This window comes from Parvibaculum sp. (assembly GCF_046297875.1).
GTDB lineage: Bacteria > Pseudomonadota > Alphaproteobacteria > Parvibaculales > Parvibaculaceae > Parvibaculum.
The window spans coordinates 1,256,966-1,280,800 of the sequence record NZ_JBKBHD010000001.1; the positions used below are offsets into that span (position 1 = coordinate 1,256,966).

Annotated in this window: 24 protein-coding genes; 14 read left to right on the forward strand and 10 right to left on the reverse strand. The window is 61.5% G+C overall.

Translation table 11 applies throughout. From position 1 onward, the window contains the following. Nucleotides 1-70: 70 nt before the first annotated feature. Together ACK4FH_RS06235 and ACK4FH_RS06240 are read right to left on the reverse strand one after the other, a co-directional pair. Nucleotides 71-1,318, reverse strand: coding sequence for an acyl-CoA dehydrogenase family protein (locus ACK4FH_RS06235; protein WP_409811910.1), 1,248 nt, complete (start codon nt 1,316-1,318; stop codon nt 71-73). 71 nt (nt 1,319-1,389) lie between these two features. After that, nucleotides 1,390-2,319, reverse strand: a complete 930-nt coding sequence (locus ACK4FH_RS06240) for a LysR substrate-binding domain-containing protein (RefSeq protein ID WP_409811912.1) — start codon at nt 2,317-2,319, stop codon at nt 1,390-1,392. Between the two features lie 166 nt (nt 2,320-2,485). Between ACK4FH_RS06240 and ACK4FH_RS06245 the strand changes: the two genes are divergently transcribed. From ACK4FH_RS06245 to ACK4FH_RS06255, 3 genes are all read left to right on the forward strand, one after another. After that, nucleotides 2,486-3,523, forward strand: coding sequence for a zinc-dependent alcohol dehydrogenase (locus ACK4FH_RS06245; RefSeq protein ID WP_409811913.1), 1,038 nt, complete (start codon nt 2,486-2,488; stop codon nt 3,521-3,523). A 103-nt stretch (nt 3,524-3,626) separates the two neighbouring features. Next, a complete protein-coding gene (locus tag ACK4FH_RS06250; RefSeq protein ID WP_409811914.1) occupies nt 3,627-4,031 on the forward strand; it encodes an anti-virulence regulator CigR family protein in 405 nt (134 codons plus the stop codon). A 79-nt stretch (nt 4,032-4,110) separates the two neighbouring features. Next, the gene (locus tag ACK4FH_RS06255; protein WP_409811915.1) at nt 4,111-6,114 is read left to right on the forward strand and encodes a methylmalonyl-CoA mutase family protein; all 2,004 of its coding nucleotides are present in this window, start codon (nt 4,111-4,113) and stop codon (nt 6,112-6,114) included. Nucleotides 6,115-6,137: 23 nt separating this feature from the next. Here the strand turns inward: ACK4FH_RS06255 and ACK4FH_RS06260 are convergent, their stop codons facing one another. Then, nucleotides 6,138-6,899, reverse strand: coding sequence for a class I SAM-dependent methyltransferase (locus ACK4FH_RS06260; RefSeq protein WP_409811916.1), 762 nt, complete (start codon nt 6,897-6,899; stop codon nt 6,138-6,140). Nucleotides 6,900-7,116: 217 nt separating this feature from the next. On the opposite strand from ACK4FH_RS06260, the gene ACK4FH_RS06265 reads away from it, so the two are divergent. The 4 genes from ACK4FH_RS06265 (at nt 7,117) to ACK4FH_RS06280 (ending at nt 10,218) form a co-directional block, all read left to right on the forward strand. Beyond that, nucleotides 7,117-7,410 carry a hypothetical protein gene (locus tag ACK4FH_RS06265; RefSeq protein WP_409811917.1) on the forward strand — a complete coding sequence of 98 codons (294 nt, stop codon included), beginning with the start codon at nt 7,117-7,119 and terminating at the stop codon, nt 7,408-7,410. Further along, nucleotides 7,407-8,513 (forward strand): hypothetical protein, encoded by a 1,107-nt coding sequence (locus tag ACK4FH_RS06270; RefSeq protein ID WP_409811918.1) that lies wholly within the window; start codon nt 7,407-7,409, stop codon nt 8,511-8,513. The genes ACK4FH_RS06265 and ACK4FH_RS06270 overlap by 4 nt, the downstream gene beginning before the upstream one ends. A gap of 5 nt (nt 8,514-8,518) precedes the next feature. Beyond that, on the forward strand, nt 8,519-9,190 hold the full coding sequence (locus ACK4FH_RS06275; protein WP_409811920.1) for a hypothetical protein: 672 nt from the start codon (nt 8,519-8,521) through the stop codon (nt 9,188-9,190). Between the two features lie 77 nt (nt 9,191-9,267). Next, complete coding sequence (locus tag ACK4FH_RS06280; protein ID WP_409811921.1) at nt 9,268-10,218, forward strand: AEC family transporter; 951 nt, start codon at nt 9,268-9,270, stop codon at nt 10,216-10,218. On the opposite strand, the gene ACK4FH_RS06285 is transcribed toward ACK4FH_RS06280, so the two are convergent. Together ACK4FH_RS06285 and gluQRS are read right to left on the reverse strand one after the other, a co-directional pair. Beyond that, nucleotides 10,215-11,270 carry an acyltransferase family protein gene (locus ACK4FH_RS06285; RefSeq protein WP_409811923.1) on the reverse strand — a complete coding sequence of 352 codons (1,056 nt, stop codon included), beginning with the start codon at nt 11,268-11,270 and terminating at the stop codon, nt 10,215-10,217. The two genes, ACK4FH_RS06280 and ACK4FH_RS06285, sit on opposite strands and share 4 nt — an antisense overlap. Nucleotides 11,271-11,384: 114 nt before the next feature. Then, nucleotides 11,385-12,266, reverse strand: coding sequence for a tRNA glutamyl-Q(34) synthetase GluQRS (gluQRS, locus tag ACK4FH_RS06290; RefSeq protein WP_409811924.1), 882 nt, complete (start codon nt 12,264-12,266; stop codon nt 11,385-11,387). A gap of 88 nt (nt 12,267-12,354) precedes the next feature. Between gluQRS and ACK4FH_RS06295 the strand changes: the two genes are divergently transcribed. Together ACK4FH_RS06295 and ACK4FH_RS06300 are read left to right on the forward strand one after the other, a co-directional pair. Continuing rightward, nucleotides 12,355-13,017, forward strand: a complete 663-nt coding sequence (locus ACK4FH_RS06295; RefSeq protein WP_409811926.1) for an alpha/beta hydrolase — start codon at nt 12,355-12,357, stop codon at nt 13,015-13,017. A gap of 95 nt (nt 13,018-13,112) precedes the next feature. Continuing rightward, entirely contained in the window at nt 13,113-13,673 is a 561-nt protein-coding gene (locus ACK4FH_RS06300) for an HNH endonuclease (protein WP_409811927.1), read from the forward strand. Nucleotides 13,674-13,675: 2 nt separating this feature from the next. Here the strand turns inward: ACK4FH_RS06300 and ACK4FH_RS06305 are convergent, their stop codons facing one another. Together ACK4FH_RS06305 and ACK4FH_RS06310 are read right to left on the reverse strand one after the other, a co-directional pair. Continuing rightward, entirely contained in the window at nt 13,676-14,263 is a 588-nt protein-coding gene (locus ACK4FH_RS06305; protein WP_409811929.1) for a demethoxyubiquinone hydroxylase family protein, read from the reverse strand. Then, a complete protein-coding gene (locus tag ACK4FH_RS06310; protein ID WP_409811931.1) occupies nt 14,263-14,787 on the reverse strand; it encodes a disulfide bond formation protein B in 525 nt (174 codons plus the stop codon). The genes ACK4FH_RS06305 and ACK4FH_RS06310 overlap by 1 nt, the downstream gene beginning before the upstream one ends. A 180-nt stretch (nt 14,788-14,967) precedes the next feature. On the opposite strand from ACK4FH_RS06310, the gene ACK4FH_RS06315 reads away from it, so the two are divergent. Beyond that, on the forward strand, nt 14,968-15,342 hold the full coding sequence (locus ACK4FH_RS06315) for a response regulator (RefSeq protein ID WP_409811932.1): 375 nt from the start codon (nt 14,968-14,970) through the stop codon (nt 15,340-15,342). Between the two features lie 10 nt (nt 15,343-15,352). Here the strand turns inward: ACK4FH_RS06315 and ACK4FH_RS06320 are convergent, their stop codons facing one another. Together ACK4FH_RS06320 and ACK4FH_RS06325 are read right to left on the reverse strand one after the other, a co-directional pair. Beyond that, nucleotides 15,353-16,111 carry a peptidoglycan DD-metalloendopeptidase family protein gene (locus ACK4FH_RS06320; RefSeq protein ID WP_409811934.1) on the reverse strand — a complete coding sequence of 253 codons (759 nt, stop codon included), beginning with the start codon at nt 16,109-16,111 and terminating at the stop codon, nt 15,353-15,355. Beyond that, on the reverse strand, nt 16,108-16,533 hold the full coding sequence (locus ACK4FH_RS06325; protein ID WP_409811936.1) for a response regulator: 426 nt from the start codon (nt 16,531-16,533) through the stop codon (nt 16,108-16,110). The genes ACK4FH_RS06320 and ACK4FH_RS06325 overlap by 4 nt, the downstream gene beginning before the upstream one ends. Before the next feature lie 281 nt (nt 16,534-16,814). Here ACK4FH_RS06325 and ACK4FH_RS06330 point away from each other — a divergent pair, with 281 nt between their 5' ends. Next, nucleotides 16,815-17,813, forward strand: coding sequence for a hypothetical protein (locus tag ACK4FH_RS06330; protein WP_409811938.1), 999 nt, complete (start codon nt 16,815-16,817; stop codon nt 17,811-17,813). Nucleotides 17,814-17,835: 22 nt separating this feature from the next. Beyond that, nucleotides 17,836-18,978 carry an ATP-binding protein gene (locus ACK4FH_RS06335; protein WP_409811940.1) on the forward strand — a complete coding sequence of 381 codons (1,143 nt, stop codon included), beginning with the start codon at nt 17,836-17,838 and terminating at the stop codon, nt 18,976-18,978. A gap of 1 nt (nt 18,979) precedes the next feature. On the opposite strand, the gene ACK4FH_RS06340 is transcribed toward ACK4FH_RS06335, so the two are convergent. Next, the gene (locus ACK4FH_RS06340; RefSeq protein ID WP_409811942.1) at nt 18,980-19,630 is read right to left on the reverse strand and encodes a LuxR C-terminal-related transcriptional regulator; all 651 of its coding nucleotides are present in this window, start codon (nt 19,628-19,630) and stop codon (nt 18,980-18,982) included. A 373-nt stretch (nt 19,631-20,003) separates the two neighbouring features. Between ACK4FH_RS06340 and ACK4FH_RS06345 the strand changes: the two genes are divergently transcribed. Together ACK4FH_RS06345 and ACK4FH_RS06350 are read left to right on the forward strand one after the other, a co-directional pair. Beyond that, entirely contained in the window at nt 20,004-23,300 is a 3,297-nt protein-coding gene (locus ACK4FH_RS06345) for a PAS domain S-box protein (RefSeq protein WP_409811944.1), read from the forward strand. Between the two features lie 125 nt (nt 23,301-23,425). Next, nucleotides 23,426-23,824, forward strand: coding sequence for a response regulator (locus ACK4FH_RS06350; protein ID WP_409811946.1), 399 nt, complete (start codon nt 23,426-23,428; stop codon nt 23,822-23,824). Nucleotides 23,825-23,835 lie beyond the last annotated feature (11 nt).

Below are 23,835 nucleotides of genomic sequence, written 5' to 3' on the forward strand. Positions count from 1 at the left end.
CGACACGAACAAAAAGCGCCGCGTGGGGCACTCCACGCGGCGCTTTGCCGTTCAGTTCCATACGGGGCCGTTACCAGAGGCCGTGCTTCTGCACCTCGGCGCGGCCGACGACCATGTGATGCACTTCATCCGGTCCGTCCGCGAAGCGCAGGTGGCGCATGTCGGTGTACATGTCGGCGAGCGGTGTCCATTGCGAGATGCCGGCGGCGCCGTGCATCTGGATCGCCTGATCGATGATGAGGCAGACCTTTTCGGGCACCATCGCCTTCACCGCGCTCACATAGACGCGGGCTTCCTTGTTGCCCAGCACGTCCATCGCCTTTGCGGCCTGAAGCACGGCGAGCCGCATCGCGTTGATCTCGATGCGGGCGCGCGAAATGATCTCGAGGTTGCCGCCGAGCTTTGCGATCGGCTTGCCGAAGGCTTCGCGCGTGGCCGAACGCTTCACCATCAGTTCAAGCGCCTTTTCCGCCTTGCCAATGGAGCGCATGCAATGATGAATGCGGCCGGGGCCGAGGCGTACCTGGCTGATCTCGAAGCCGCGGCCTTCGCCGAGCAGGATGTTCTCCTTCGGCACCCGCACATTGTTGAAGCGGATATGCATGTGACCGTGAGGCGCGTGGTCCTTGCCGAAGACTTTCATGGGCCCGAGGATTTCGACGCCGGGCGTGCCGATCGGCACGAGAATCTGTGACTGCTGCTTGCTGGGCGGGGCGTTCGGGCTCGTTCGCACCATCACGATCATGATCTTGCAGCGCGGATCGCCGGCGCCGGAGATGTAGAACTTCTCGCCATTGATGACCCACTCGTCGCCGTCGAGCACGGCGCTGGTGCGCACATTCTTCGCGTCGGAGCTTGGCACGTCGGGTTCGGTCATCGCATAGGCCGAGCGGATTTCGCCATTGAGAAGCGGCTCCAGCCACTTTTTCTTCTGCTCGGGCGTGCCGACGCGCTCCAGCACTTCCATGTTGCCGGTGTCGGGCGCGCTGCAGTTGAGGGATTCGGAGGCAAGAGGCGATTTGCCGAGCTCGACGGCGATATAGGCATAGTCGAGATTGGTAAGGCCTGAGCCGATTTCGGAATCCGGCAGGAAGAAATTCCAGAGGCCCGATTCCTTGGCCATGTTCTTGGCGCCTTCCAGCAGCTCGAGCTGGCGCGGATGCCAGGACCAGCGGTCGGTCTTTTCGTCGTTCAGCCGGAAGAATTCCTCGGTGATCGGCTCGACATTCTCGGCAATGTGCTTCTGCACGGCGGCCATCAGCGGCCGCGCCTTTTCCGACATGGCAAGCTGAAACAGGTCCTGGTTGATATCTGTCATGGGGTCGTCCATCCCTCGTGTTGTCATTTTCGATCCCGGCAGCCTAACGCGTCCGGCGGCGGCGCGGTATCCTAAGCCTTGTTCCGAAACGATCGACTTTGCGTCTGCGGTCCCCGCAATCGTGAAACCGCTTTCATTTCCCCGCTAATCCATGCGGTGAAGGCGCGGATCTTCGGCCTGGCGGCATCTTCGGGTCGATGCACGAGGTAATAGGAGGAGTCTCCGGGCACCTTTTTCTCGAACGGCCGGACCAACCGCGGTGCAAGGTCGGAGATCCAGATGAGCGGCGCCATACCGAGCGCAAAGCCATGTCCCTCTGCTGCGGCCTGAAGAGCAGCAGGCACCGTGTCTACCCAAAGTTCGCCGGCAGGCCGCAAGCCAGGGACGCCAGCCGCCTTCAGCCAGTTCGCCCACGCGTCCGGCCTTGGCGCGACGTGGATGAGTGTTTGCTCCGCAAGACCGGACGGCCCGGAAATTTCGCCAGCAAGTTCAGGCGCACATAGCACTTCTCCCCTTATGTCGAGGAGCTTCTTTGAAACGAGACCCTGTTCGGGCTTGCGGAGGTTTCTGACGGCGACATCCACAGGATCGCGTGAAAAGTCTGCCAGCCGGTTGGACGTTTCGATGACGAGTTCGATGCCGGGATATGCCTTGTGAAAGGCGCTGAGGCGCGGAATCAGGCAGACGCTCGTGAAGAAGGGAAGGGCGCTCACGCGCAGCACATTGTCCGTCTCGCGCTCCCGCAGCCGCGCTGTGCCTTCGGCCATCGTCTCGAAGCCCCGGCGTATAAAGCTCCAGTAGAATTCCCCCTCGGGCGTCAGCTCGATCGCGCGCGTGAGGCGGCGAAAAAGCGGTGTGCCGAGCTCCCGCTCGAGGGCGCGAATCTGGTGGCTGACGGCCGACGGGGTGACGCCCAAGGCTTCGGCGGTGCGCCGGAAACTCAGCGTAAGCGCTGCCAGATGGAACGTGCGCAGCGCCGCCGGCGACGGGAGCTTGTCCATGAAAGTGATCCTGCTTCATGTAAACGGGACTTTTATCGCCGGAAATTCCCGGCTGCGCAATTTTACGGATGAAATCAATTCATCTATATGCCGGTCTATTCATTTGTCACGGGCGGCTGGCAGGTCCTATCTCCAATACCTCGCCATATTTCAGGAGACCCAGCCGATGCGGCAGCTGACATTCATCAAACCCGGCACATTCGAATGGTGGGATGTGCCCTTGCCGGTTATTTCCGCTCCCGGTGATGTGCTGGTCAGGCCAGTCGCGGTGGCACGGTGCGATCTCGATCTCTACATCGCGAATGGGCGGGCGCCCTTTCCGGGCCCCTTTGCGATGGGCCATGAGATGGTCGGCGTGGTCGTCGAGACGGGCGACCATGTCACCCGGTTCCGGCCGGGCGATCAGGTCGTCGTTCCTTTTCAGATCAGCTGTGGAGAGTGCGACAATTGCCGCCGTGGCTGGACCAATGCCTGCACCGCGGTGCCAACCCGTGCCTGCTTCGGCATGAAACCCCTTTCCGGCGTCGAATTCGGCGGCGCGATTTCTGAGCTTCTCCGTGTTCCCTTCGCCGATCATATGCTTGTGCGTAAGCCCGACGGCGTTACGGCGGAAGCCCTTGCGAGCGCACCCGACAATATCCCGGATGGCTGGCGTGCCGTCGCGCCGAACCTTGTGGCCAATCCTGGCGCCGCCGTTCTTGTAATAGGCGGCGCAGCCCAGAGCGTTGGTCTCTATGCCGCGATGTCGGCCGTTTCGCTTGGTGCATCGCAGGTCGTCTATGCCGACACGGATCAGCAGCGTCTCTGGCTTGCGAAGGCAGTCGGCGCGGAGGCACTTGAGCTCAAGGCCGGTCATGACATGCCTGCGCTCGGGTCGTTTCCCATCACGGTGGATGCATCGGGCGATGCGGAGATGCTCCGGCTTGCCATTCGTTCGACCGCGCCGTGCGGCGTCTGCACCAGCGTCGCCATCTATTACGAGGACAAGGTGGTTCTACCCTTCTTGCGCATGTATGGTGCCGGCATCACCTTCCATACCGGCCGTGTCCACGCCCGGCGCGAAATGCCGGATGTCATTGGCCATATCAATTGCGGACATATGCACCCGGAGCGCATTACGAGCCTCGTCGTGCCATTCAGCGATGCGGCCGACGCGATGGCTGATCCGGCTCCGAAAATCGTATTTCGCAACGATTGGACGTGATGGAATAAGGCGCTCATCTTGAATCGTCGGGACTCACGGCCAAATTGCTGCCACAAGGTCGCGGTTGGATAATCGGGAACCCGATAGAGGAAATGAGGCCGGTATGCGCATTCGTCCCTTGGCGATCATGATTTCTCTCGCCTTTCTCCTGCCGGCCGGTCTGGCGCAGGCAAAGGGAGGAAAGCCGGAAAATCCATCCGGCGCTGGGTCCATGCTCGATATAGGCGCCGGCATATCGGTGTCTTTCAGTGCGGACGAAACGCGGCTTATCCGCGACTATTTCACAGCCAATCCCTACGAAGCGAAGCCATTGCCGCCCGGCATCGCCAAGAATCTGGCCCGCGGCAAGCCGCTGCCGCCGGGCATAGCCAAGCGCTATCTGCCGGGCGACCTCGTGGCGGGGCTGCCGGCCCGGCCGGGCTATGAGCGCATCATCGTGGGCAGTGACATTCTGCTGGTTTCGATCGCCACCGGCATCATCGCCGACATTCTGACCGGGGCGTTCTGACCGGGCACCCCGCGCCTTTTGCAGCGCAGCAATGGCTGTGATATTTCCCTCGCAACGGTTTGATGACGCGAGGTCAGGCATGAGCGGGGCAGGGGACAAGGGCGCAGGCGGGGCGAGGCGGGACCAGCCCTGGATTTTCCGCACCTATGCCGGCCATTCCACGGCCAGGGCCTCGAACGAGCTTTACCGGACGAACCTCTCGCGCGGCCAGACCGGCCTTTCCATCGCCTTCGACCTGCCGACGCAGACCGGTTATGACAGCGACCATGTGCTGGCGCGGGGCGAGGTCGGCAAGGTCGGTGTGCCCGTCTCCCATATCGGCGACATGCGGGTGCTGTTCGACGGCATTCCCATGGAGCAGATGAACACCTCCATGACGATCAATGCGACGGCGCCCTGGCTGCTGGCGCTTTACATCGCGGTCGCGGACGAGCAGGGCGCGGACCGCGCGAAGCTCCAGGGCACGGTCCAGAACGACATCATCAAGGAATATCTCTCGCGCGGTACCTATGTCTTTCCGCCCGCGCCCTCCATGCGGCTTCTCACCGACGTCATTTCCTACACCTACCGGGAAGTGCCGAAGTGGAACCCCACCAATGTCTGCTCCTATCATCTGCAGGAAGCGGGCGCGACGCCGGTGCAGGAACTCGCCTTCGCGCTGGCGACGGCGATCGCCGTGCTCGACCGCGTCAAGGCGGGCGGTCAGGTGCCGGAGAAGGATTTTCCGCAGGTCGTCGGCCGCATCAGCTTTTTCGTCAATGCAGGCGTGCGCTTCATCACCGAGATCGCCAAGATGCGCGCCTTCGTCGATCTATGGGACGAGATCTGCCGGACGCGATATGGCGTCGAGGATGCGAAGCTCCGCCGCTTCCGCTATGGCGTCCAGGTGAATTCGCTCGGTCTCACCGAGCAGCAGCCGGAGAACAATGTCTACCGCATCCTGCTGGAAATGCTCGCCGTCACGCTGTCGAAGAATGCGCGTGCCCGCGCCGTGCAGCTTCCCGCCTGGAACGAGGCGCTCGGCCTGCCGCGCCCCTGGGACCAGCAATGGTCGCTCCGCGCGCAGCAGATCCTCGCCTTCGAAAGCGACCTTCTCGAGTATGACGACATCTTCGACGGCTCGAAGGTGATGGATGCAAAGGTCGAGGCGCTGAAGGCGGAAGCGCGGGATGAACTTGCCCGCATCGAGCAAATGGGCGGCGCGGTGGCCGCCGTCGAAAGCGCCTATATGAAGGAGCGCCTTGTCGAAGCCAATTCCGCGCGCCTTGAAGAGATCGAGGCGGGACGGCAGATCGTGGTCGGCGTCAACAAATACGAAGAATCGGCACCCTCGCCGCTATCGACCGGTGCCGGCTCGATCCATGTGGTCGATCATGGCGTCGAGGCCGAGCAGATTGCGGCGCTGAAAAAATGGCGCGAGACGCGCGATGCAGCTGCGGTCGAAGCGGCGCTTGCCGATCTCCGCGCCGCCGCAAAGGAAGGCCGCAACATCATGGAGCCATCCATCGCCTGTGCGAAGGCGGGCGTCACCACGGGCGAATGGGGCACGGCGCTGCGCGAGACCTTCGGCGAATATCGTGCGCCGACAGGCGTCAGCCGCGCCGCGCGCAATGCGCCGGGCGATCTCGACCGGGTGCGCGAGATGGTCAATGCCGTCTCGGCGAAGCTCGGCCGCCGCCTCAAGTTTCTTGTCGGCAAGCCGGGCCTCGACGGCCATTCGAACGGTGCCGAGCAGATCGCGGTCCGCGCGCGCGACAGCGGCATGGATGTTGTCTATGAAGGCATCCGCCTGACACCGGAGCAGATCGTGGACGCGGCGCGGGACGGCGACGTACATGTCGTCGGCCTATCCATTCTCTCGGGCAGCCATGTCTCGCTGGTGGAAGATGTGATGCAGCGGATGCGCGAGGCGGGTGTCGGCCACATTCCGGTCGTCGTGGGCGGCATCATTCCTTCAGATGACGAGGAAAAGCTCCGCGCCGCCGGTGTCGCCGCGATCTACACGCCCAAGGATTTCCAGATCAACGACATCATGGCAGAAGTCGTCCGTCTCGTGGACTACAACACGGACGAGGCGGCGTGAGACTTCGCGGTTTCTGAACCCGGTCAGGATGCGTGTGCAACGATAAAAGGCCGGATGTCTTTCTTCTTCGAACCGTGACGCTCGATCACGAGAATGTCGAAGCCGGCCTCGCGGATCGCATCTTCCAGTTCCACCGACGAAAAGGACGCGACGGAGAGCGGCGCCTTGCCGATCATGCGCATGAGAGGAATGGCAAGTCCGACAAACGGGTTCATATCACCAACACAAGGTGTTTTCGAGATGAACAGTCCGCCCGGAACGAGAAGTTGACGGATATATCCCAAGGTTTCCTGCAGGCCGCCCGCAAGGTGAAGATAGCTGAAGCCGAGAACGGCGCCATAGCTGCACTTCTCTGCGGCCAATGATCCCGCGGTTCCTTGCCGGAAGCTCAGGCGGTTCTTCAGGCCGGTGTTCGCGGGGGCTGCAAGTTTCTCATTGGCGATTGCAATCATCCGCGCGGAAATATCGGTGCCCAGGTAGGTCTGCGAGGCATTCGCGAGCCGAAGGGCGATTGTTCCCGTCCCGCAGCCCAGTTCCAGGACACGTCCTTCAGGCGGCAACAATTCCAGTGTGCGCTTCAGTGTCGTCTCGAAGCCCGCCATGTCGGCAATGGCCGAGGCCGCATAGCTTGGGGCCGCCTTGTCCCAGAATTCCGCATCCTTGTCGCTCATCGGTATCCTGACCTTTCCATGTTTGTGCAGAACCGCTTTGGCCGGGCGCCAAGCTGACGTTGTTTCGCATAAGGCAAGCCGCCGAGATAGGTGTTCATTGGTGTCCCGGGGCATCGGCTCACGCCGATCACAAAGTTGCCATATTCCCATAATGTTTCCGCCGTATTGGAGTCCTCCAATGAGACAGATGAAAAGTTACCCGGCTGGGTAATGGGCGCCGGTCTGGCAATCATGATTTGAATTCCCCCTGGCAATACCGGACTCCGCGCCCGTCACCCGGCCTGTTAGAGTTAAAACCTCGTTAATTCGGGCTGTGAGGATGAGGCACCTGATGAGCAATGGTTTCGAGGCCAATGGCGGGCAGGGCGGTGCGCAGGCAGACAAGGGCCAGACGGCCTGGTCCTATGGACGCAATGCCGAACCCTTTCCCGAGCTTCATGTCTTTTCGCGTCTCTCCGAGCTAGATGCGGCCTATGCCGCCGAGCTTGCGCGGCGGCGCGCCCGGCAGGAAACGCTGGAGCGCGAGATCGCGGGGCTGGCAAAGCACCTCGCCGCACCGCTGGAGGGCGTGAGCGAGGAAGCGCCGAAGAAGAAGGGCTTCTTCAGCCGGAGGGCGAAGGCATGAACCAGGGCATTTCCCTTCTCTCCGACGAGATGCGCGCGCAGATCAGCCGCAATTATGTCGCAAGCGAGCGGCAGGCACGCTTTTCGAGCTTCTATTTTCTCACCTTCGTCACGGTCGCTTTCGTGGCCGTCGGTGCGCTCATCGTCGATTACATGATCGTCAGCGAGTTCTGGACGCGGGCGCTTGCCAATGAATTCCTCGAACTGCCGGGTGCACTTGGTTCCTCTGTCGCCTTCAAGTCGATGCAGGTTCTTTTCGCGACCGTCGCCGCCCATATCCTTTATGAACAGCTTGGATCCTTCGGCAAGGCAGTCTTCGTTCGCATCGTCTTCATTCTCGCGCTCACGATGCTGCTTGGCGTCGGTGTGCTGCTTGCGCTGATGTCGCTGCCGAACGGCATTGCGGCCACGAGCGACGGTTCCGTCGGCTCTTCGCTCGGCAATGCGCTGGCGGGGCTCGGCATTTCGACCGAAGCCACACAGGAAACGCAGCGCGCCGCGAGCGAGATCGATCAGATGCGCGGCTGGCAGCCAATGGCCTGGCTTGCCTCGCTCGGCATCGTCTTCCTTGTCGTCACCGGCGTTGCCGCGCTCTGCCTCCATTATGCGGTCGATTCGCTGCGCCGTGTCTTCCTTGCGCGTGATTTCCGCCATCGCCGCGCTGCGATGGAGCGTCTCTCGGCGCTTGAGGCTGAATATGACAGCAACCGCCATGCGCTTTCCGAAATGGAAGGGCCGGAAAATCGCCGTCATCTCCTCTGGACCGGGCTCATGCGCGAATGCCGTTCCTATGAGCAGGGGCTCGAGGAGGCGCGGCGAAAGGGCGATACGCTCGGCCAGGCTTCGCGCGGCATTCTCGGGCGCCGGAAAGAGGTTGCGCTCAATGGCGCGGCGACATCCTTCCGCGACAAGCTCAAGATCTGCGAGGATTCGCGTCACCTTGGCCGCTATGAAAAGCTGTTCGACGAATGGTGGGAGCGCCGCTCACGCAACGCGATGAAGGCGGGCCCGGCGCGGCTGGAAGCGATCCCTGAGCCGATCGGCGAGCTTCTGCCGCCGCGCGGTGCATCGCGCCGCATCCCCATCGGCACGGCCGGAGAGTGAGCCACATGCGCCGTTTTCTTGGCCTCCTCCTCATTCCGGCTTTGCTTGCAGGCACAGCAGCCGCACAGGCTGTCGATGCGCCGCCGTCGCCGCAGACCGTCGTGATCGGACTTGATCTTTCGAAGAGCAATCCGCTGATCGACGATCCGGCCTACGCGGCGCGCGCCGCACAGCGCCTCACAGGCGAAATCGACAAGCTGCCCGTGCGCTCGCGCATCATGGTGCGAACCTTCGGGGCTTACGATTCAAGCGCCAATCCGCTCAAGGTCGACGAGGTGATCTCGGCCCGCGCCCGGCCCGAAACCGTGGCCGATGGTGTGGGCGCGCTTGTCGCCGCCCTGCCGCAGCTCGTGAAGGATGGAAAGCTCAAGGCGCAGGACTGGACCTATATCGTATCCTTCATGGAGACCATGTCGCATCAGGTCGATTGCGCGGCCGGCGATGTCCGCTTCATCCTGCTTACGGATGGTATCGAGGATTCGACGGTTGCGCGGATGCCGCGCGGCGCTTCGCTGCCGAAGCCGGAGCCCGTATTCGCCGGATGCGGCGAACTCCTCATGCTCGGTATAGGCCAGGGGGCAGGCAGCCCCGCAGCTACAAAACGGATTCGCGATCAGTGGGAGAACTGGGCGTCTGCCGCCGGGTTCGATCGTTTCACCGGCCTCTACGACTGGTGATTTTCTGCCGGTTTTGACGCAGCGGCAGTGCGGGCGTAGTGTCCGCGCGCAATTGATACTGCCGCCCGGAAATTCTCATGGAAGTCGCGCTCTCGCTCGTTCTGCCGATCTTCGGCATCATCGCCATCGGCTATGCGGGCGCGCGCTCGAAACTCATCAGCCAGGCGGGCGTCGACGGGGTCGACACCTATGTCTTCACCTTTGCCATGCCGATCCTGCTGTTCCGCAATCTCGCGGGCACGGAGTTTCCGTCGTCACTCCCTTGGGGCCTGTGGATTTCCTACTACGGCGCCATGCTCGCCGTCTGGGCCGCAGGTTCGCTGATCGCGCTCTACATTCTGCGGCGCCCGGTCGCTGACAGCGTCATGCTCGGCTTTGGCTGCGGTCAGGGCAACACGATCATGCTCGGTCTGCCGATCATCCTCACGGGCTTTGGGCCGGAAGCCGGTACGCCGGTATTCCTGATCCTCGCCTTTCACGGCATCATCCTTTTCACTATCGCCACCTTCCTGCTGGAACTGACCCGCGCGCGCGACGGCGAGGACGCACCGAGCTTTGCTGCCATCCTCAAGGAAGGGCTAAGGAACACGGTGCGCAATCCCGTCATCATCGGCATTGCCTGCGGCGTCGTTTACGGCCAGCTCGGCTTGCCGCTGCCCGGCATTGTCGATACGACGCTTGAGATGGTTGCGCGATCTGCGATCCCCTGCGCGCTGTTCGTGCTCGGCGCCATGCTTACGCGCTACAGCATCCGCCGTTCGGTGGGTGCTGCCTCCATCACGACCTTCTTCAAGCTCACGGTTCACCCCGCGCTTGTCTTCGTGATGACGCAATATGTGTTCGGGCTGGAGCCGCTCTGGGTGACGGCGGCGACGCTGCTCGCCGCCATGCCGACAGGCGTCTATTCCTCGATCCTTGCGAACCGCTATCAGGCGGCGCCGGGCGCGGCCTCGAGCGCCGTGGTTCTGTCGACGGGCGTCAGCCTGGTCACGCTTACCGTCCTGCTCGGGTGGTTTCTCGGCGGCTAGTCGCCGCCAGCTGCCATCACCACTTTGTGCCTTACGCCGCTCGGCGCCGTCAGGCGGAACATGTCCGGCCGCGTGAAGAGGAAGTCGAGCGGCGTGTTCGTCACGAGCCGGTAGGCGATGATCGGCGTGATAACGGCAACCGTCGTGGCGATGAAGGTGATGAGATCACCATTTTCCAGGCCGAGCTTGATGAGTGCCATGCGGGTCGCCGCCATCGGCAGGAAGAAGGACAGGAAAATGAAGAGCGAGTGCTTGCCAACGAAGGTGAGCGGCGCGGCCAGATTTCGCGATGCCGCGATGGAGACGAGCGTGATCGCTGCACCAGCGCCCGCAAAGCCCATAAGCAGTTCGATACCGCGAATGTCGACGAGGTGCGAGAAGACGACGGCGGCGAGCGAGGCGAGGAGTACCGCGGAAAGCGCAATTCCCTTCGCAGGCCATGCGCGCGCCCAATCGGCAAGTTCGAAAACCTGCTTCGCGCCATAGACGCCGAGCACGAACCAGATGAAGCGCCAGGCGAATTCGTCGATCAGCATCCAGCCCGTGTCGAGGCGCAGGAAATAGAGCGCGGTTGCAAAGAAGATCACGAAGAAGGGGCGCGCGCTGCGCAGCAAGCGCATGGCGCAAAAGAACATCGCCAGCGAATAGATGAACCAGAGCACCGCGAAAGGCTGGACCGGGATCATCAGGAGGTCGACATATGTCACCGTCCAGGGGCCGCCGTGAGGAACGACGATCTTCAGACCGATCTGGATGACGGACCAGAGCACATAGAAGTAAGCGAAATGAACGATCTTGCCGTCCACGAACTTGCGCAGGTCGCCATAGAGCGCCTTCCAGGCGAAGAGGCCAGCGACCAGGAAGAAGAGCGGCATCCGGAACGGTTTGGCGAATTCCGCGATCGTACCGAAGATGGGAGGCAGATAACCGACGGCATTCTGAACGCCGAAAGTCGTGTGCTCCATGACCACCAGAATGATGGTCAGGCCTTTCGCGGCATCGATCCAGTCGATGCGCGATTTCGGTACAGAGGGCGTCTCAAGGGTCGCCATGATGGGCTCCACGGGCTCGAAAAGGCACGGTTTCGTCCCTGAAAGGGATGAAACCGATCATTCGAACATCACGAAGCATATTTCGCGCCAGCGTCTTTGCGCGGGTATTCATGGTTAAAGGCCGATTAGCCGGCGGATATCGGCTGGTGTCCTTCCCGCCGTGCGCAATGCGCGCAAACCCATATCCTTCGCGCTTTTGGAAAGGCGCCGCCCGGTATCGTCGCGGATCAACCCGTGGTGGTGATAGCGGGGCTCGGGAAAGCCGAGCAGCAGCTGCAGGATGCGGTGGATATAAGTCGCGGGAAAGAGATCCTGCCCGCGCGTGACGAGCGTCACGCCCTGCAGCGCATCGTCCGCCGTCACCGAGAGGTGATAGCTTGTCGGCACGTCCTTGCGCGCGATCACCACATCGCCGAAGAGTTCCGGTTCGATCGGGAGGACCCCCTTGTGCCCCAGAGCACTTGCGCCTTCTTCGGTAAAGGTGATCGGGCCACCATTGATGCGTTCTGCTTCCGCCTTCGCCTTTTCCATATCGAGCCGCCAGGCATAGGTGCGGCCTTCCCACATCAGCCGGTTCAGGGTCTCGCGCGGAATGTTCTTGTAGATGCCGGGGTAGAGTGGCGCGCCGTCGGGGTCCGCCGGCCAGTTGCGCGGCGCGATACCGCTTTGCGCGATCGCATCCTGGATTTCCTTGCGTGTCGCAAAGCAGGGATAGACGAGCCCCATCTCGCGCAGCTGTTTCAGGTGGCGCTCATAGCCGGCAAAATGTTCCGACTGGCGGCGCACGGGCTCTTCCCATTCGAGACCGAGCCAGCGCAGGTCGTCATAGATCGCCTGCTCATATTCAGGGCGGCAGCGGCCGACATCGATATCCTCGATACGCAGCAGAAAGCGCCCGTCCAGCCGCTTCGCCATTTCAAAGGCGAAGAGCGCGGAATAGGCATGTCCGAGATGGAGCCATCCATTCGGGCTCGGGGCGAAGCGGAGCACCTGCATCCCGCTTTTTCATCCTGCGTTAAACTGCTGATAGGGTGGTGCGAATTGATAGCGCGCGGCGCGGCGCCGCGAAAGGGGAGAGCGAGAGATGAGCCTGACGGGACCGATGGTGGCGGCGGCAAGCGGCAAGGCAAAACAGCTTGTGATCCTCTGTCATGGCTATGGTTCGGACGGCAACGATCTCATCGCGCTCGCGCCTTTCTGGCAGGCGCTTCTGCCGGATGCGGATTTCATTGCGCCCAATGCGCCGGAGCGTTGCGACGGCAGCCCGATGGGCTATCAATGGTTCCCCATCACGAGGCTCGATCCGTCGGAGATAGCCGCGGGTGTTTCGGGCGCTTCGACTGTCCTTGAAGCCTTCATTTCGGGGCAACTCGCCGCACGGGGGCTCGATGCCTCCCAGCTTGCGCTGGTCGGTTTCAGCCAGGGCACGATGATGGCGCTCCATGTCGGGCTTCGCATGGGCATGCCGCCTGCCTGCATCGTCGGTTTTTCCGGCGCGCTCGCCATGCCCGAGCGCCTGCCGCAGGACATCCGGTGCCGCCCTCCGGTGCTGCTGGTTCATGGCGAGGTGGATGACATGCTGCCCGTCACACGCATGTATATGGCGGTGCGGGCGCTCGGGGCGGCGGAGGTGCCCGTCGAATGGCATGTCTCGCCGGGCCTTGGCCACAGTATCGACCAGACGGGGCTTGAACTCGGCGGTCGCTTCATCTCGGATGCCTTTGCCGGGCGTCTCGCCGGTCCATGACTGGCAGCTTCACAAACCCGTCGCACCATATATAGTAATCTCAGGTCTGAAGGAGGCCTGCCGTTGTTGGCGGCCTTCGGCTTCAGGAGGGTGGCGTGCACGGATCGTTTGCCACGCCGGATGCGTGTCCGGCCCTTGTGTTGAATGCGGATTACAGGCCGCTCAGCTATTACCCTCTCTCGCTCTGGTCATGGCAGGACACGATCAAGGCCGTTTGCCTCGATCGCGTGAACATCGTTTCGTCCTACGACACGCTGGTGCGCTCGCCCAATTTCGAAATGCGGCTGCCGAGCGTGGTCTCGCTCAAATCCTATGTGAAACCCGCGCGCTTTCCCGCCTTCACGCGATTCAACCTGTTCCTGCGTGACCGTTTCACCTGCCAATATTGCGGCGCGCGGCACGAACTCACCTTCGATCATGTGATCCCGCGCTCGCGCGGCGGGCAGACGACATGGGAAAATGTCGTGACGGCCTGCGCCCCCTGCAATCTCAGGAAGGGCGGCAAGATGCCGAAGCAGGCGGAGATGTTTCCGATGCAGGCGCCCTATCGTCCCTCGGTCGGCGATCTGCACAAGAATGGCCGGGCCTTCCCGCCAAACTATCTGCATGAAAGCTGGCAGGACTATCTCTACTGGGACAGCGAACTGGAGCCGTAAGCTCAAGCTTTCTCGGAAATCCTGATCGCGAGGCGGCAGGCAGCCTTGATCGCTCCGGACAACAGCGGATAGGCGGGCGCTTCCTTCGCGCCGGACGCTATCGCTTCATCGCGATGCTCGATTTCCTCAAGCCGGAATTTCTCGATCGTGTCGCGCAGCGGCTTTTCTTCCGTGCCGAGCTGGTCGAGCCGTTCGACCTGCGAGCGGTAATGCTCGTCGATCACTTCTTCCACCGCCGCCGTGCAGGCATGGGCAGCCTTTTCGCCGAGGAGCGCTGTCGCCGCACCGAGCGCGAAACCGGCGACATGCCAGACCGGCGCAAAGGCCGTCGGGCGGACGCCGTACTCATTCGCGATCTCGTTGAAGCGGGCGAGGTGCACTTCCTCGTCCTTCGCCATGTGTTCGAGTTTCGCGACAAGCTCTTCCTTGCCCGGCACATTGCGCAGCACGGCAAGCTGGCCCGCATAGATGCGCACGGCGCCATATTCGCCCGCATGATCGACGCGGATCATTTTCTCGATTTCCGATGCGCGCGCGCGGCCGGGCTGTGCCGACAGGCGGGCGGTGGTGCTTTCCGTGTCGCCGCTCATCACACTTCTCCCCTGCTCTCACGGAAATAGCGCCAGAGCGGCAGCGCGGAAAGAGCTACCAGTGCGAGCGTTATCAGAAAATTGAAACCGGCCAGCGAAATGCCGAACAGCGTCCATGCCGCCTCGTCGCAACGTGGCGGCTTCACGCCCCGGTCGAGCGCCGATTGCATTTCCTGCAGAGAACCGGCGATGGAGCCGCCCACTGAGGCGCAGTCTTCGGGCCCAGCCCACCAGCCATATTCGACGCCCATGTGGTGGAAGGAAATGCCCGCCCCCCAGAGATAGAGCGCCGCGCAAAGGCCAAGGAAGAAAAGCACCAGGATGCCGATATTCGCCTCGCGCGACAGGATCCCGGCGATCAGCGCCGCGCCCATGGCATAATAATGCGGCTGGCGCCCGTCCAGGCAAAGCGCGCAAGGGATATAGCCCAGCACATGCTCGAAGAACAGCGCGCCGCCGATTGTCGCGGCACTTGCGGCGAGCAATATCCAGGGAATGACGTTCGAGGGCAGGCGGTCCAGCATGGCGATATTCAATCATGGCGGGCACGGGCTTGTCCCGTGGCCCTTGGTCGCGTTGCAGCTTTGCCATCATAGTGAAACATTCGTCTCAAGAAAGCTCGCGCGCGCAAATTTCAGATGCGGGAAGCGCTAGTTTTTCCCTATGCTCTGCGCGCTCGAGGGCGTTTCTGGGAGGGGATGGGCATGAGTTCGGAAGCGGGGCAGTCGATCCTCCTTGTCGAGGACGACAAGCTTGTGGGTGCGGCACTGAAGGAGATGCTCGGCGCGCTTGGCTATCGCGTGATCGACGTGGAAGACGGGAAGTCCGCGACCGATATCATCGAGAGCGCCTCGCCGATCGACGTACTGCTGACCGATCTGGCGCTGCCGGGTTCCATTTCAGGCATTTCGGTCGTGAAAAGTGCGGCTGCGCACAGGCCGGGCATCCGCAAGGTGCTGATGTCTGGCTTCCTGACCGGAGAAAGTGCGAGTGAGGTCAATCATCTTTCCGATGTGACGCTGTTGCCCAAACCCTTCACGCTGCGCCAGCTCCGGGATGCGCTGCAGGGCGTTTCCTGATCCGCTTCTCTCAGAAATTTCCGGCGAGGAATTCCACCGGGTCTGCCTTGCCCTTGCGTGGCCTGATTTCGAGATAGAGCAGGGCGTCCGCCTCCGTCGTGAACATGCTTGTCAGGGCTTCAAGCTTGCGCGCGCCGGCGGAACCCAACGTCGTGCCCCTGCCGATCTTTTCGCCGCGCGACACCTGCAATTCTTCGAAGCCGGCCAGCACGATGTGGTTTCCCGCCATGTCGAGCAGGATCACCGTGCCGCCATAGCCCGCGAAGGTGCCGGCAAAGACCACTTCGCCCGCAAGGGGGCTCTCGATCCGGCAGAGCGGCGGCACCGCAAAGGCGACGCGTGCGTCACGATTTTCCGCCTCGACGGCATAGTAGAGCCCGCCACTGCGGGAGAGCCGTTCCTTGCCCTGCAGAAAATATGATGCGTCGCGCAAGCAGGGCGGCTGCGGCCGCGCAACGGGAAGGATCAGCCTTGCGGCGGTTTGAACCGTTGCAAGCATGCGCGGCGGTGCGGTTTCCAAGGGTCGAGCAAGCGGCCGCGGTGTACGCGCAGGCACCTTGTCCACAGTTCCCCGTTCGGTCAGCGGCGTACTTGCATGCAGCACGGCGAGAAAATCTTCGCAGCCGGGCAGGACGCGCAAGTCACTCGAAGCGGTGCGAAGGCAGTCGGCGAGATTGTCGGGCCGGGCCGCAGCCGTGCCCGCCGTTCCCGCTGCAGCAAACCCAGTCAGCAGCAAAAGCAAAAACAGGGCCCGGCGTCCTGATTTCAACCCGCCAGTCTCCGGCTGCTTACCCAGCCGGTATGCGTCCGCCCGAGTGCGTTATAGAGGGCTGCCGCAAAATCCTTCCGGGTGAAAGGTTTGGCAAGCGTCACCGTCGCACCCAGCATTTCGGCGCTGCGCAGCGAGTTGAATTCGGGCAGAAGAACGCTTCCGCCGGACATGGCTATAACGGGCAGGAATGGCAGGTTTTTCCGGGCGTATCGCACCAGCTCGATGCCGTCGCCGTCCGGCATGAAAATATCGGTGACGAGCAGGTCCGGCGTCCATTCCTGCAGCATTTCAACGGCGGCCGCGCCGTTCCTGGCCTCCACAACTTCAAGCCCCGCGGCCTTGAGAAACTCACAGACGATGAAACGTACGCCGACATCGTCATCCGCAACCAGTACAGTACACATTTCGCTCTCCGTCATTTCTCGAGCGTCCCCTGAAATTCACCGTAGCGGCGGATTGCCTCGACTGCTTGTGTGATTCGGTCGGTTTTCAACGATCTATTCGTATGGTGACGACATACGTTCGTATGTATCCACTATACGGACGGCGATACGCCGTTCTCCGTGTACATACGTTTCCGGGGGGGGTACGATTCAGGCGTTCTTAACCGTGCAAGCCGTCTTGTGAAGCGCAGTACGGCGCAGGTTTTCCGGCATTGAAATTCCTTGCGCGCCAGCACCAGAAACAGGAGCACATCCAGATGAGCCCCTTTGCCGCGTTGAAGAAGATCATGCCCGGAGCGGACGTCGAGGTTGAAATCGACCGCATGGATACGCCCTCGGCTCTTGTTCTGAGCACGGTGATGCTATGCGTCATCATCACAGGCATCGCCATAGTTTCGGTCGCCACTTCGCCATTCGCCGGTCTTGGTCCGGTATCGCGCGCTTCCGCTTCGATCCTGCCGCAGGTCATGCATACCGGCAGCATCTCCAGGCCTGACGAGCGTGACGCGACCTATCGCATCGAGGCTTTCCCGGGACATGCGGTTGCAACCCGTTCGGAAGCAACCATGACAGGCCTCAGGAGTTTTGTTCTGACCGGCGAAGACGAGTTTCGCATCGGCTGGGAGAAGTCGATCGATCGCTTGAGAGCCGATGTCAGCCGTCTGCGTCAATCATCGAGCGGCTGGTCCGACGGCGAGAAACTTCGTAAGCTGAGCGATCTTGAGCGGCATCTCCATATTCTGCTCGAAGAGCAGGAGCGCGTGGCGGCGCTGGCGACAAGTGGCAACCGCTATCCCGGTGTCCGCCTCTATTCCGAGGACATTCGCCCGCGTCTTACTGATTCCCAGGCGCGCTGTGCAAGCCTGATCGACGTTCTGCTTGCCCGTCCGGGCGGCGGACCGGCAGGGGCAGTGGATGCGCTTGCGAAAATGCGCCTCGCGCTCAAGAATGTTTCTGCGGACATGGCGGACTTCGTGGTGCAGGGAAGCGGCATTTCGAGCGATGCCATGACGGCGGCAATCGTGGAGCTGGAAGTGTCGGCAACGAAGCTCGGTGACGAGCTGCACGGGATGCGGCCGGAAGATGTGGAAGCGGCGCGCCAGCTGCTCGAAGCGGTAGCGGCGCTCGCAGGTCCGATGGACAATGTCGTCGCGCTGCGTGGCGTCGCCCAGTGGGACTTTGCGCGATTCACTTTCGATGAGAAAGTCATTCCGCGTTTTCATGAGTTTGTTGCCATTCTCAAGCATCTGAGCTGAGCGGTTTTGAAAGTCGATTGTCATGAGTGGTAGCCAAGCCGAAGAGCTGGATCTGGTGCGCCGGTTTGCCCGGGTTCTCGCGCATGACGCGAACAATCTCACGGGGACCATCCTCGTGCTGTCCGAGCTGCTCGCAATGGCGGAACTTGCAACGCCGGAGCGCACCGCCGACATCGCGGCGAAAATCCGCAAGGCGTGCTGGCATCTGCAGGTCAAGATCAACCAGCCTGTGGCGGTCGATCATCTGATGATCGGTGCGCGTGGCCGCATAGCGGCAAATACGATACTTGACGTCGCGCAGGATCTCGCCACTTCGATGGCGCCGAAGAGGATCGGTATTCAGGTCGTTGGGCTGGAGCAGGCGGTGACGTCAACCGGTACGCCGCTGCTATATGCGATCGTCATTTTCAATCTGCTCCGCAATGCGATCGAGGCGATAGGCGACCGCGCGGGCGAGGTCGTTGCGACCGTTTCCAGGTGCATGGGGGCGGATGCGGCGCTGCAAGACGCACTGGCCAGCCGCGGCGTAGTCGAGGCGGACCGCCCGTATCTTCGTCTTTCCGTCGAAGATACGGGCGATGGCCCCGGCGGCGATGTTACGGGCGCTCTTTTTTTGCCGTTTGCCGGCGCGGACCGGTCGGGCCGCAAGCTCGGGCTCGGGCTTCACTATGTCGAGGTGATCGCCCTTGGGCTGGGTGGAGCGGTGGCGATGAAGCGCGGGACGCGCACCTGCGTCGAGTTCTTTGTTCCGCTGGCGGGCGAATCGCCGCGGGCCGGCGATGGCGGGGATGACGGCGGGAAAGCCGGCATCGATGCGCTTGGCCACGTTGCTCTGGTGACGGAAGATGCTGCCTGGGTGGCGTCCTTCGCAGCCCTGGCTGCATCTTTCGGGGCGCATCTTTCACGGCTGTCAGGGCCAGATGAGATGACCGCAAGCGTCATCGGCGAATATTCGTCCGTTATATTTGCGGGCGACCGTTTTGACGGCGCGCACCTCGAGAGGTTGCACGGCGAACGCAGGCCGTTCCTTGTCATCGCTGATCCGAAATTGGAAAAGGTGCGGCAAAATCTCGAGAATATCCGTCCACTCAATCTCATCCGGCCGTCGGCAAACTCTCCGGCGGAGGCCCTCCACAGGCTGATCTCCTACGGCGCCACGCGCTAGTTCAGAGCTGCTCCAGAAGACCATCGGAGATGGCGAGCGACACGGCCTGCACCCTGTTGCGGACGCCGAGCTTTCCGAAAAGCCGGCTCGTATGCATCTTGATCGTGACTTCCTGAAGTCCGAGGCGCCGGGCGATTTCCTTGTTGGTCAACCCCTCAGACAGGCAATGCAGCACCTCGATTTCCCGTGTCGTCAGCCCTGCCGATGCCTTTGCGCTTCCGTTTGCCCTTGCCGGGAGCGTCATGCCGGCGGCTTTTGCGTGTGCCGGCATGTAGGTGCCGCCGTTTAGAACGACCGAAATCGCGCTGGTAATGGCTTTGCCGCTCATCGATTTCGGGACGAGGCCCTGTACGCCGCAGGCAAGGATTTCATCGGTTCCGATCGAATTGATGAAGCCGGAAAGAATAACCATGGGAACAGCGGGGAAGCGTTCGCGCAAATTGCGGATGGAGGCAAGGCCCTCCATGCCGGGCATGTCCCAGTCAAGCACAAGCAAGTCTGCTTCGCCCGCTTCCAGTCGGGCAAGCGCCCCATCAAGCGTATCCACACATTCGCAACGTGCGCCGCTCAGGGAACTCTCAATCTGCTCCGCAATTGCTTCCGAAAACAACGGATGGTCGTCAGCAACAATTATTCTCAGCCCACCTTCCACGACTGCCTCCCGGCCGCCCAACTGAAGTATCCCGTATCTTGTCCCCCATTCATCGCCAGCGCCGGACGTAAACGCACTCCGTGAAATGCGATCATGCGCTGGAATACAATCCTCACCAAGACTTTTATGCTGTGGGTTACAGAAAGACCGGAATAATACCCATACCGACCGTGTGTGTTTTCATGCCGATTTCTGATGACGCCAACTTGCTGACAATGCTGTCTGAAATTTCTGAAATCCCGGTTTTGTCTGTGCCTCTCGAAACGGAGTGGTCGCGGCATTTGTTGCGGGCCGGGAAAGCGGACTATCCTTGAACCAATCCGCTACGGCTTGTGGCGGCAGCTTGAGCCTTGGGGAGGGGTGATTTCGCAACATGGGGTTTGAGCATTGTTCTCGCCGTTTCACGGGAAGCGAAGCGCAAGACAGTTCGCTTCGTCTGGCACCAGGGCGGATTGCGATCGTCTACGGCATCCTCGGATCGCTCTGGATCGTTTCCTCCGATATCGTCGGAGCCGTGCTGATCGAAAAGGAGTTCACATTTCAGCTCTTTTTCCAGATGCAGAAGGGTCTTGCCTATGTCCTCGTGACCGCCGGCATCCTCTATGTGCTGCTGCGAATCTTTTACAACCGGCTGGTCAGGACGGAAGCGCAGCTGGCGGAACAGGCAATGCTTGCCGGCGTGGGTGCTCGCGTGGCGCGGGTTGGCGGCTGGTCCATCGATGTGAAGACGGAAATGCTGTCCTGGTCGAACGAGGCGGGGCGAATTCTCGGCTTTGCGCCCGACGAGATCACCACGGTGACAGATGCGAGCACCTTCTTTTCCGGAGATTCTGCGCTTCGTATCGCACGTGCGGTGGAATTCTGTATGCACCAGGGTGTGCCGTTCGATGATGAATTCGATTTCCAGCGCGAGGATGGTTCACTGGTGCATCTGCGCATTGCCGGTCAGCCCCGTCAGAACGAGGCCGGTGAGGTCGTTCGCGTTGAAGGCGCCCTGCAGGACATCACCGAATTCAGGCAGACCGAAATCTCGCTGGCCGAAAGCCGGCGTCAATTCCGGGAGCTCACCAATGCCATGCCCCACATCGTCTGGACGGCGAAGCCGTCCGGCGCGATCGATTTCGTCACGCAGAAATATGTCGACTATGCGGGTCTGGAAAACGAGGAGATCGCGGCAAATAGATGGCTGGATTCAATCCATCCCGATGACATGCCGGTCGCAATTTCTGCCTGGCAAGCGGCCTCTTCGACAGGCGATCCCTATCGCGCTGAATTTCGGTTCCGCCGTTACGATGGCGAATATCGCTGGCATCTTGTCACGGCGATGGCGGCGCGTGACGACAAGGGAAACATAGCACGCTGGTTCGGATCGGCTGCGGACATTCATGACCGCATATGTGCCGAAGAGGAGCTTTCCGCGGTCGCTCAGCGTCTTGCGAATACGCTTGAGAGCATGAGCGACGCCGTGCTCACGATCGACCGGAACTGGGTGGTCACGTTCATGAATGGTCAGGCGGAGCGGCTTCTGTCGGTCTCGCGGGACCGTATCGTCGGCTGCAATATCTGGGACATGTTTCCCGAAGCGCGGGGCTCGCGCTTTCAGAAGGAGTATGAAGCCGTTCTCGAAACGCAGACGCCCTCGCGTTTTACGGAATATTTCCCGCCGCTTGATGGCTGGTTCGATGTACATGCCTATCCGACACAGGACGGAATTGCGCTCTACTTCCGCGACGTGACAGAGGTGCGGGCGCGCGAGCAGCAGTTGAAGCTTCTCGAAGTCGCCGTCAATCATCAGGCCGACCTTCTTTTCATCACCGAGGCGCACCCGGTGGCGCCGGGAATGGGGCGCAAGATCGTTTATGTGAACGATGCCTTGACCCGGCTCTTCGGCTATAGGGCGGACGAGGTGATTGGCAAGACGCCCGACATTCTGATCGCGCCAGAGATGTCGGGAGAGGAACTTCTGCGGGTGCGGGGAACGATGGCACAGGGCCTGCGCGCCCATGGTGAGTTCGCTGCACGGGCGAAGGATGGACGGATCGTATGGCTCGACGCCGATCTTGCGCCGGTACGTGACGAGAACGGCGAATTAACGCACTGGATAGCGGTCGAACGTGACGTTACAGAGCGCCGCAAGAAAGAAGAGCAACTTCGCATCAGTGATGAGCGCTATCGTCTTGCAACGCGCGCGACGCACGACGTCATCTGGGATTGGGATTTCGAGGCGGACACGATTGTCTGGAACGACAACATGCTCGATACGCTGGGATTCGATCCGGCGCAAGTTCCGTTGAGCCCCGAGTTCTGGGAAAGCCGGATACACCCCGAGGACCGGCAGCGTATTCTCGACGGCGTGTATAGTGTAATCAAGGGCACGGAATCGAATTGGACGGGCGAGTACCGTTTCATCCACGCCGATGGCCGGGCGCTTTCCGTGGTCGATCGAGGCTTCGTATTGAGGGATGAAAACGGCAAGGCGATACGCATGGTTGGCAGCATCATCGATGTGACGGAGCAGCGCGATTTTGAAGCGCGGATGCGTCAGTCGCAGAAGATGGAAGTCATCGGTCAGATGACGGGTGGCGTTGCGCACGACTTCAACAATCTGCTCACCGTCATTCTCGGCAATGCCGAACTTCTCGCCGATCAGCTGCAGGGCCGGGAACGCCTCAAGAAACTTGCGGAAATGACGGCTTCAGCGGCGCATCGCGGCGCGCAGCTTACGCACCGCCTGCTCGCTTTTGCGCGGCGCCAGCCGCTCGAGCCCAAGCCGATCGATGTCAGCCGACTCGTTGCCGGCATGGAAGGCTTGTTCCGGCGCACCTTCTCTGAAGATATCGAGATCGATCTGGTCGCCAGCGACGATCTCTGGGTGACGGAACTCGATCCGAGTCAGCTCGAAGTCGCGCTGCTCAACCTCGTGGTCAATGCGCGCGATGCGATGCCGGATGGCGGCAAGCTCACCATCGAAATGGACAATGTCGAGCTCGATGCCGACTATGCGAGCCGCCACGCCGAGGTCGAACCCGGCAGCTATGTCATGATTTCGGTGTCCGATACCGGTTGCGGCATGCCGAAGGATGTCATCGAGCGGGCCTTTGAGCCCTTCTTCACGACGAAAGATGTCGGCAAGGGGTCCGGCCTCGGCCTCAGCATGGTATTCGGCTTTGTCAAGCAGTCCGGCGGGCATGCAAAAATCTATTCCGAGGAGGGCGAGGGCACGTCCGTCAAGCTCTACTTCCCGCGCGTCAGAAGTGGCGAGGCGGCAGAGATCGAGCACCGCCCGGACGAAGATGTCGCAGGCGGCAACGAGCATATCCTGGTGGTCGAGGACGACATGCTGGTCCGCGAACATCTGGTCGCGCAGCTTCGCGATCTCGGCTATCGCGTGACGGACGCCTCGTCGGGCACCGAAGCCTATGAGGTCATAAAGCGGATGGAGGATATCGATCTGCTCTTCACCGATGTCGTCATGCCGGGTGGCATGAACGGGCGGCAGCTTGCGGAAGCCGCATTGAAGCTCCGGCCGGAGCTCAGGGTTCTCTACACCTCCGGCTATACCGAAAATGCGATCATCCACCACGGCCGTCTCGATGCTGGTGTGCACCTTCTCAGCAAGCCCTACCGGCGGCAGGAGATGGCCGCCAAGGTAAGAAAAGCGCTGGAATAACAGTGGTTTGGTGGAAATTTTCCACAGATTTTCCGCCCCTGCCTAACAATTCCTTAGGGAGTTAAACCTAGGGTGAAGACTCGCTTCGCCAGGGGGCGGGCAGAACACGCGACGGGAAAGCCAAGATGAGCCGCGTTCTTGTCATTGATGACGATCCGCTGATCCGCCAGACCATCCGGTTTGCGCTGGAAGAGGCCGGATTCTGCGTCGACGAGGCCGAATCCGGGGTCGATGGCTGCCTCGCCGTGACCGATGGAAATTTCGATCTGATGATCACCGACATCCTGATGCCGGACAAGGACGGCATCGAGACGATCATCGAGGTCAAGCGCACACAGCCTGACTTGCGGATTCTCGCCATGTCCGGCGGCGGCAAGATCGATGGGGGAGAATTCCTCAATCTTGCCAGGCGGCTCGGCGTCAACGACACGATCAGCAAGCCCTTCCAGATCGTCTCACTGCTTGCAAAGGTCGAGCGCCTTTGTGCCAATCGCGGCGAAGGCGCGGCGGCTGCCGCCGGCTGACCGGCCCTTCC

Excerpts from the sequence above, each read along its gene's own strand:
- ACK4FH_RS06235 (WP_409811910.1), bottom strand. The coding sequence starts at position 1,318 with ATGACAGATATCAACCAGGACCTGTTTCAGCTTGCCATGTCGGAAAAG.
- ACK4FH_RS06245 (WP_409811913.1), top strand. The coding sequence starts at position 2,486 with ATGCGGCAGCTGACATTCATCAAACCCGGCACATTCGAATGGTGGGAT.
- ACK4FH_RS06240 (WP_409811912.1), bottom strand. The coding sequence starts at position 2,319 with ATGGACAAGCTCCCGTCGCCGGCGGCGCTGCGCACGTTCCATCTGGCA.
- ACK4FH_RS06330 (WP_409811938.1), top strand. The coding sequence starts at position 16,815 with ATGAGCCCCTTTGCCGCGTTGAAGAAGATCATGCCCGGAGCGGACGTC.
- ACK4FH_RS06260 (WP_409811916.1), bottom strand. The coding sequence starts at position 6,899 with ATGCCCCGGGACACCAATGAACACCTATCTCGGCGGCTTGCCTTATGC.
- ACK4FH_RS06350 (WP_409811946.1), top strand. The coding sequence starts at position 23,426 with ATGAGCCGCGTTCTTGTCATTGATGACGATCCGCTGATCCGCCAGACC.
- ACK4FH_RS06325 (WP_409811936.1), bottom strand. The coding sequence starts at position 16,533 with ATGACGGAGAGCGAAATGTGTACTGTACTGGTTGCGGATGACGATGTC.
- ACK4FH_RS06295 (WP_409811926.1), top strand. The coding sequence starts at position 12,355 with ATGAGCCTGACGGGACCGATGGTGGCGGCGGCAAGCGGCAAGGCAAAA.
- ACK4FH_RS06265 (WP_409811917.1), top strand. The coding sequence starts at position 7,117 with ATGAGCAATGGTTTCGAGGCCAATGGCGGGCAGGGCGGTGCGCAGGCA.
- ACK4FH_RS06315 (WP_409811932.1), top strand. The coding sequence starts at position 14,968 with ATGAGTTCGGAAGCGGGGCAGTCGATCCTCCTTGTCGAGGACGACAAG.
- ACK4FH_RS06270 (WP_409811918.1), top strand. The coding sequence starts at position 7,407 with ATGAACCAGGGCATTTCCCTTCTCTCCGACGAGATGCGCGCGCAGATC.
- ACK4FH_RS06285 (WP_409811923.1), bottom strand. The coding sequence starts at position 11,270 with ATGGCGACCCTTGAGACGCCCTCTGTACCGAAATCGCGCATCGACTGG.
- ACK4FH_RS06345 (WP_409811944.1), top strand. The coding sequence starts at position 20,004 with ATGGGGTTTGAGCATTGTTCTCGCCGTTTCACGGGAAGCGAAGCGCAA.
- ACK4FH_RS06335 (WP_409811940.1), top strand. The coding sequence starts at position 17,836 with ATGAGTGGTAGCCAAGCCGAAGAGCTGGATCTGGTGCGCCGGTTTGCC.
- ACK4FH_RS06275 (WP_409811920.1), top strand. The coding sequence starts at position 8,519 with ATGCGCCGTTTTCTTGGCCTCCTCCTCATTCCGGCTTTGCTTGCAGGC.
- ACK4FH_RS06280 (WP_409811921.1), top strand. The coding sequence starts at position 9,268 with ATGGAAGTCGCGCTCTCGCTCGTTCTGCCGATCTTCGGCATCATCGCC.
- gluQRS (WP_409811924.1), bottom strand. The coding sequence starts at position 12,266 with ATGCAGGTGCTCCGCTTCGCCCCGAGCCCGAATGGATGGCTCCATCTC.
- ACK4FH_RS06255 (WP_409811915.1), top strand. The coding sequence starts at position 4,111 with ATGAGCGGGGCAGGGGACAAGGGCGCAGGCGGGGCGAGGCGGGACCAG.
- ACK4FH_RS06250 (WP_409811914.1), top strand. The coding sequence starts at position 3,627 with ATGCGCATTCGTCCCTTGGCGATCATGATTTCTCTCGCCTTTCTCCTG.
- ACK4FH_RS06310 (WP_409811931.1), bottom strand. The coding sequence starts at position 14,787 with ATGCTGGACCGCCTGCCCTCGAACGTCATTCCCTGGATATTGCTCGCC.
- ACK4FH_RS06305 (WP_409811929.1), bottom strand. The coding sequence starts at position 14,263 with ATGAGCGGCGACACGGAAAGCACCACCGCCCGCCTGTCGGCACAGCCC.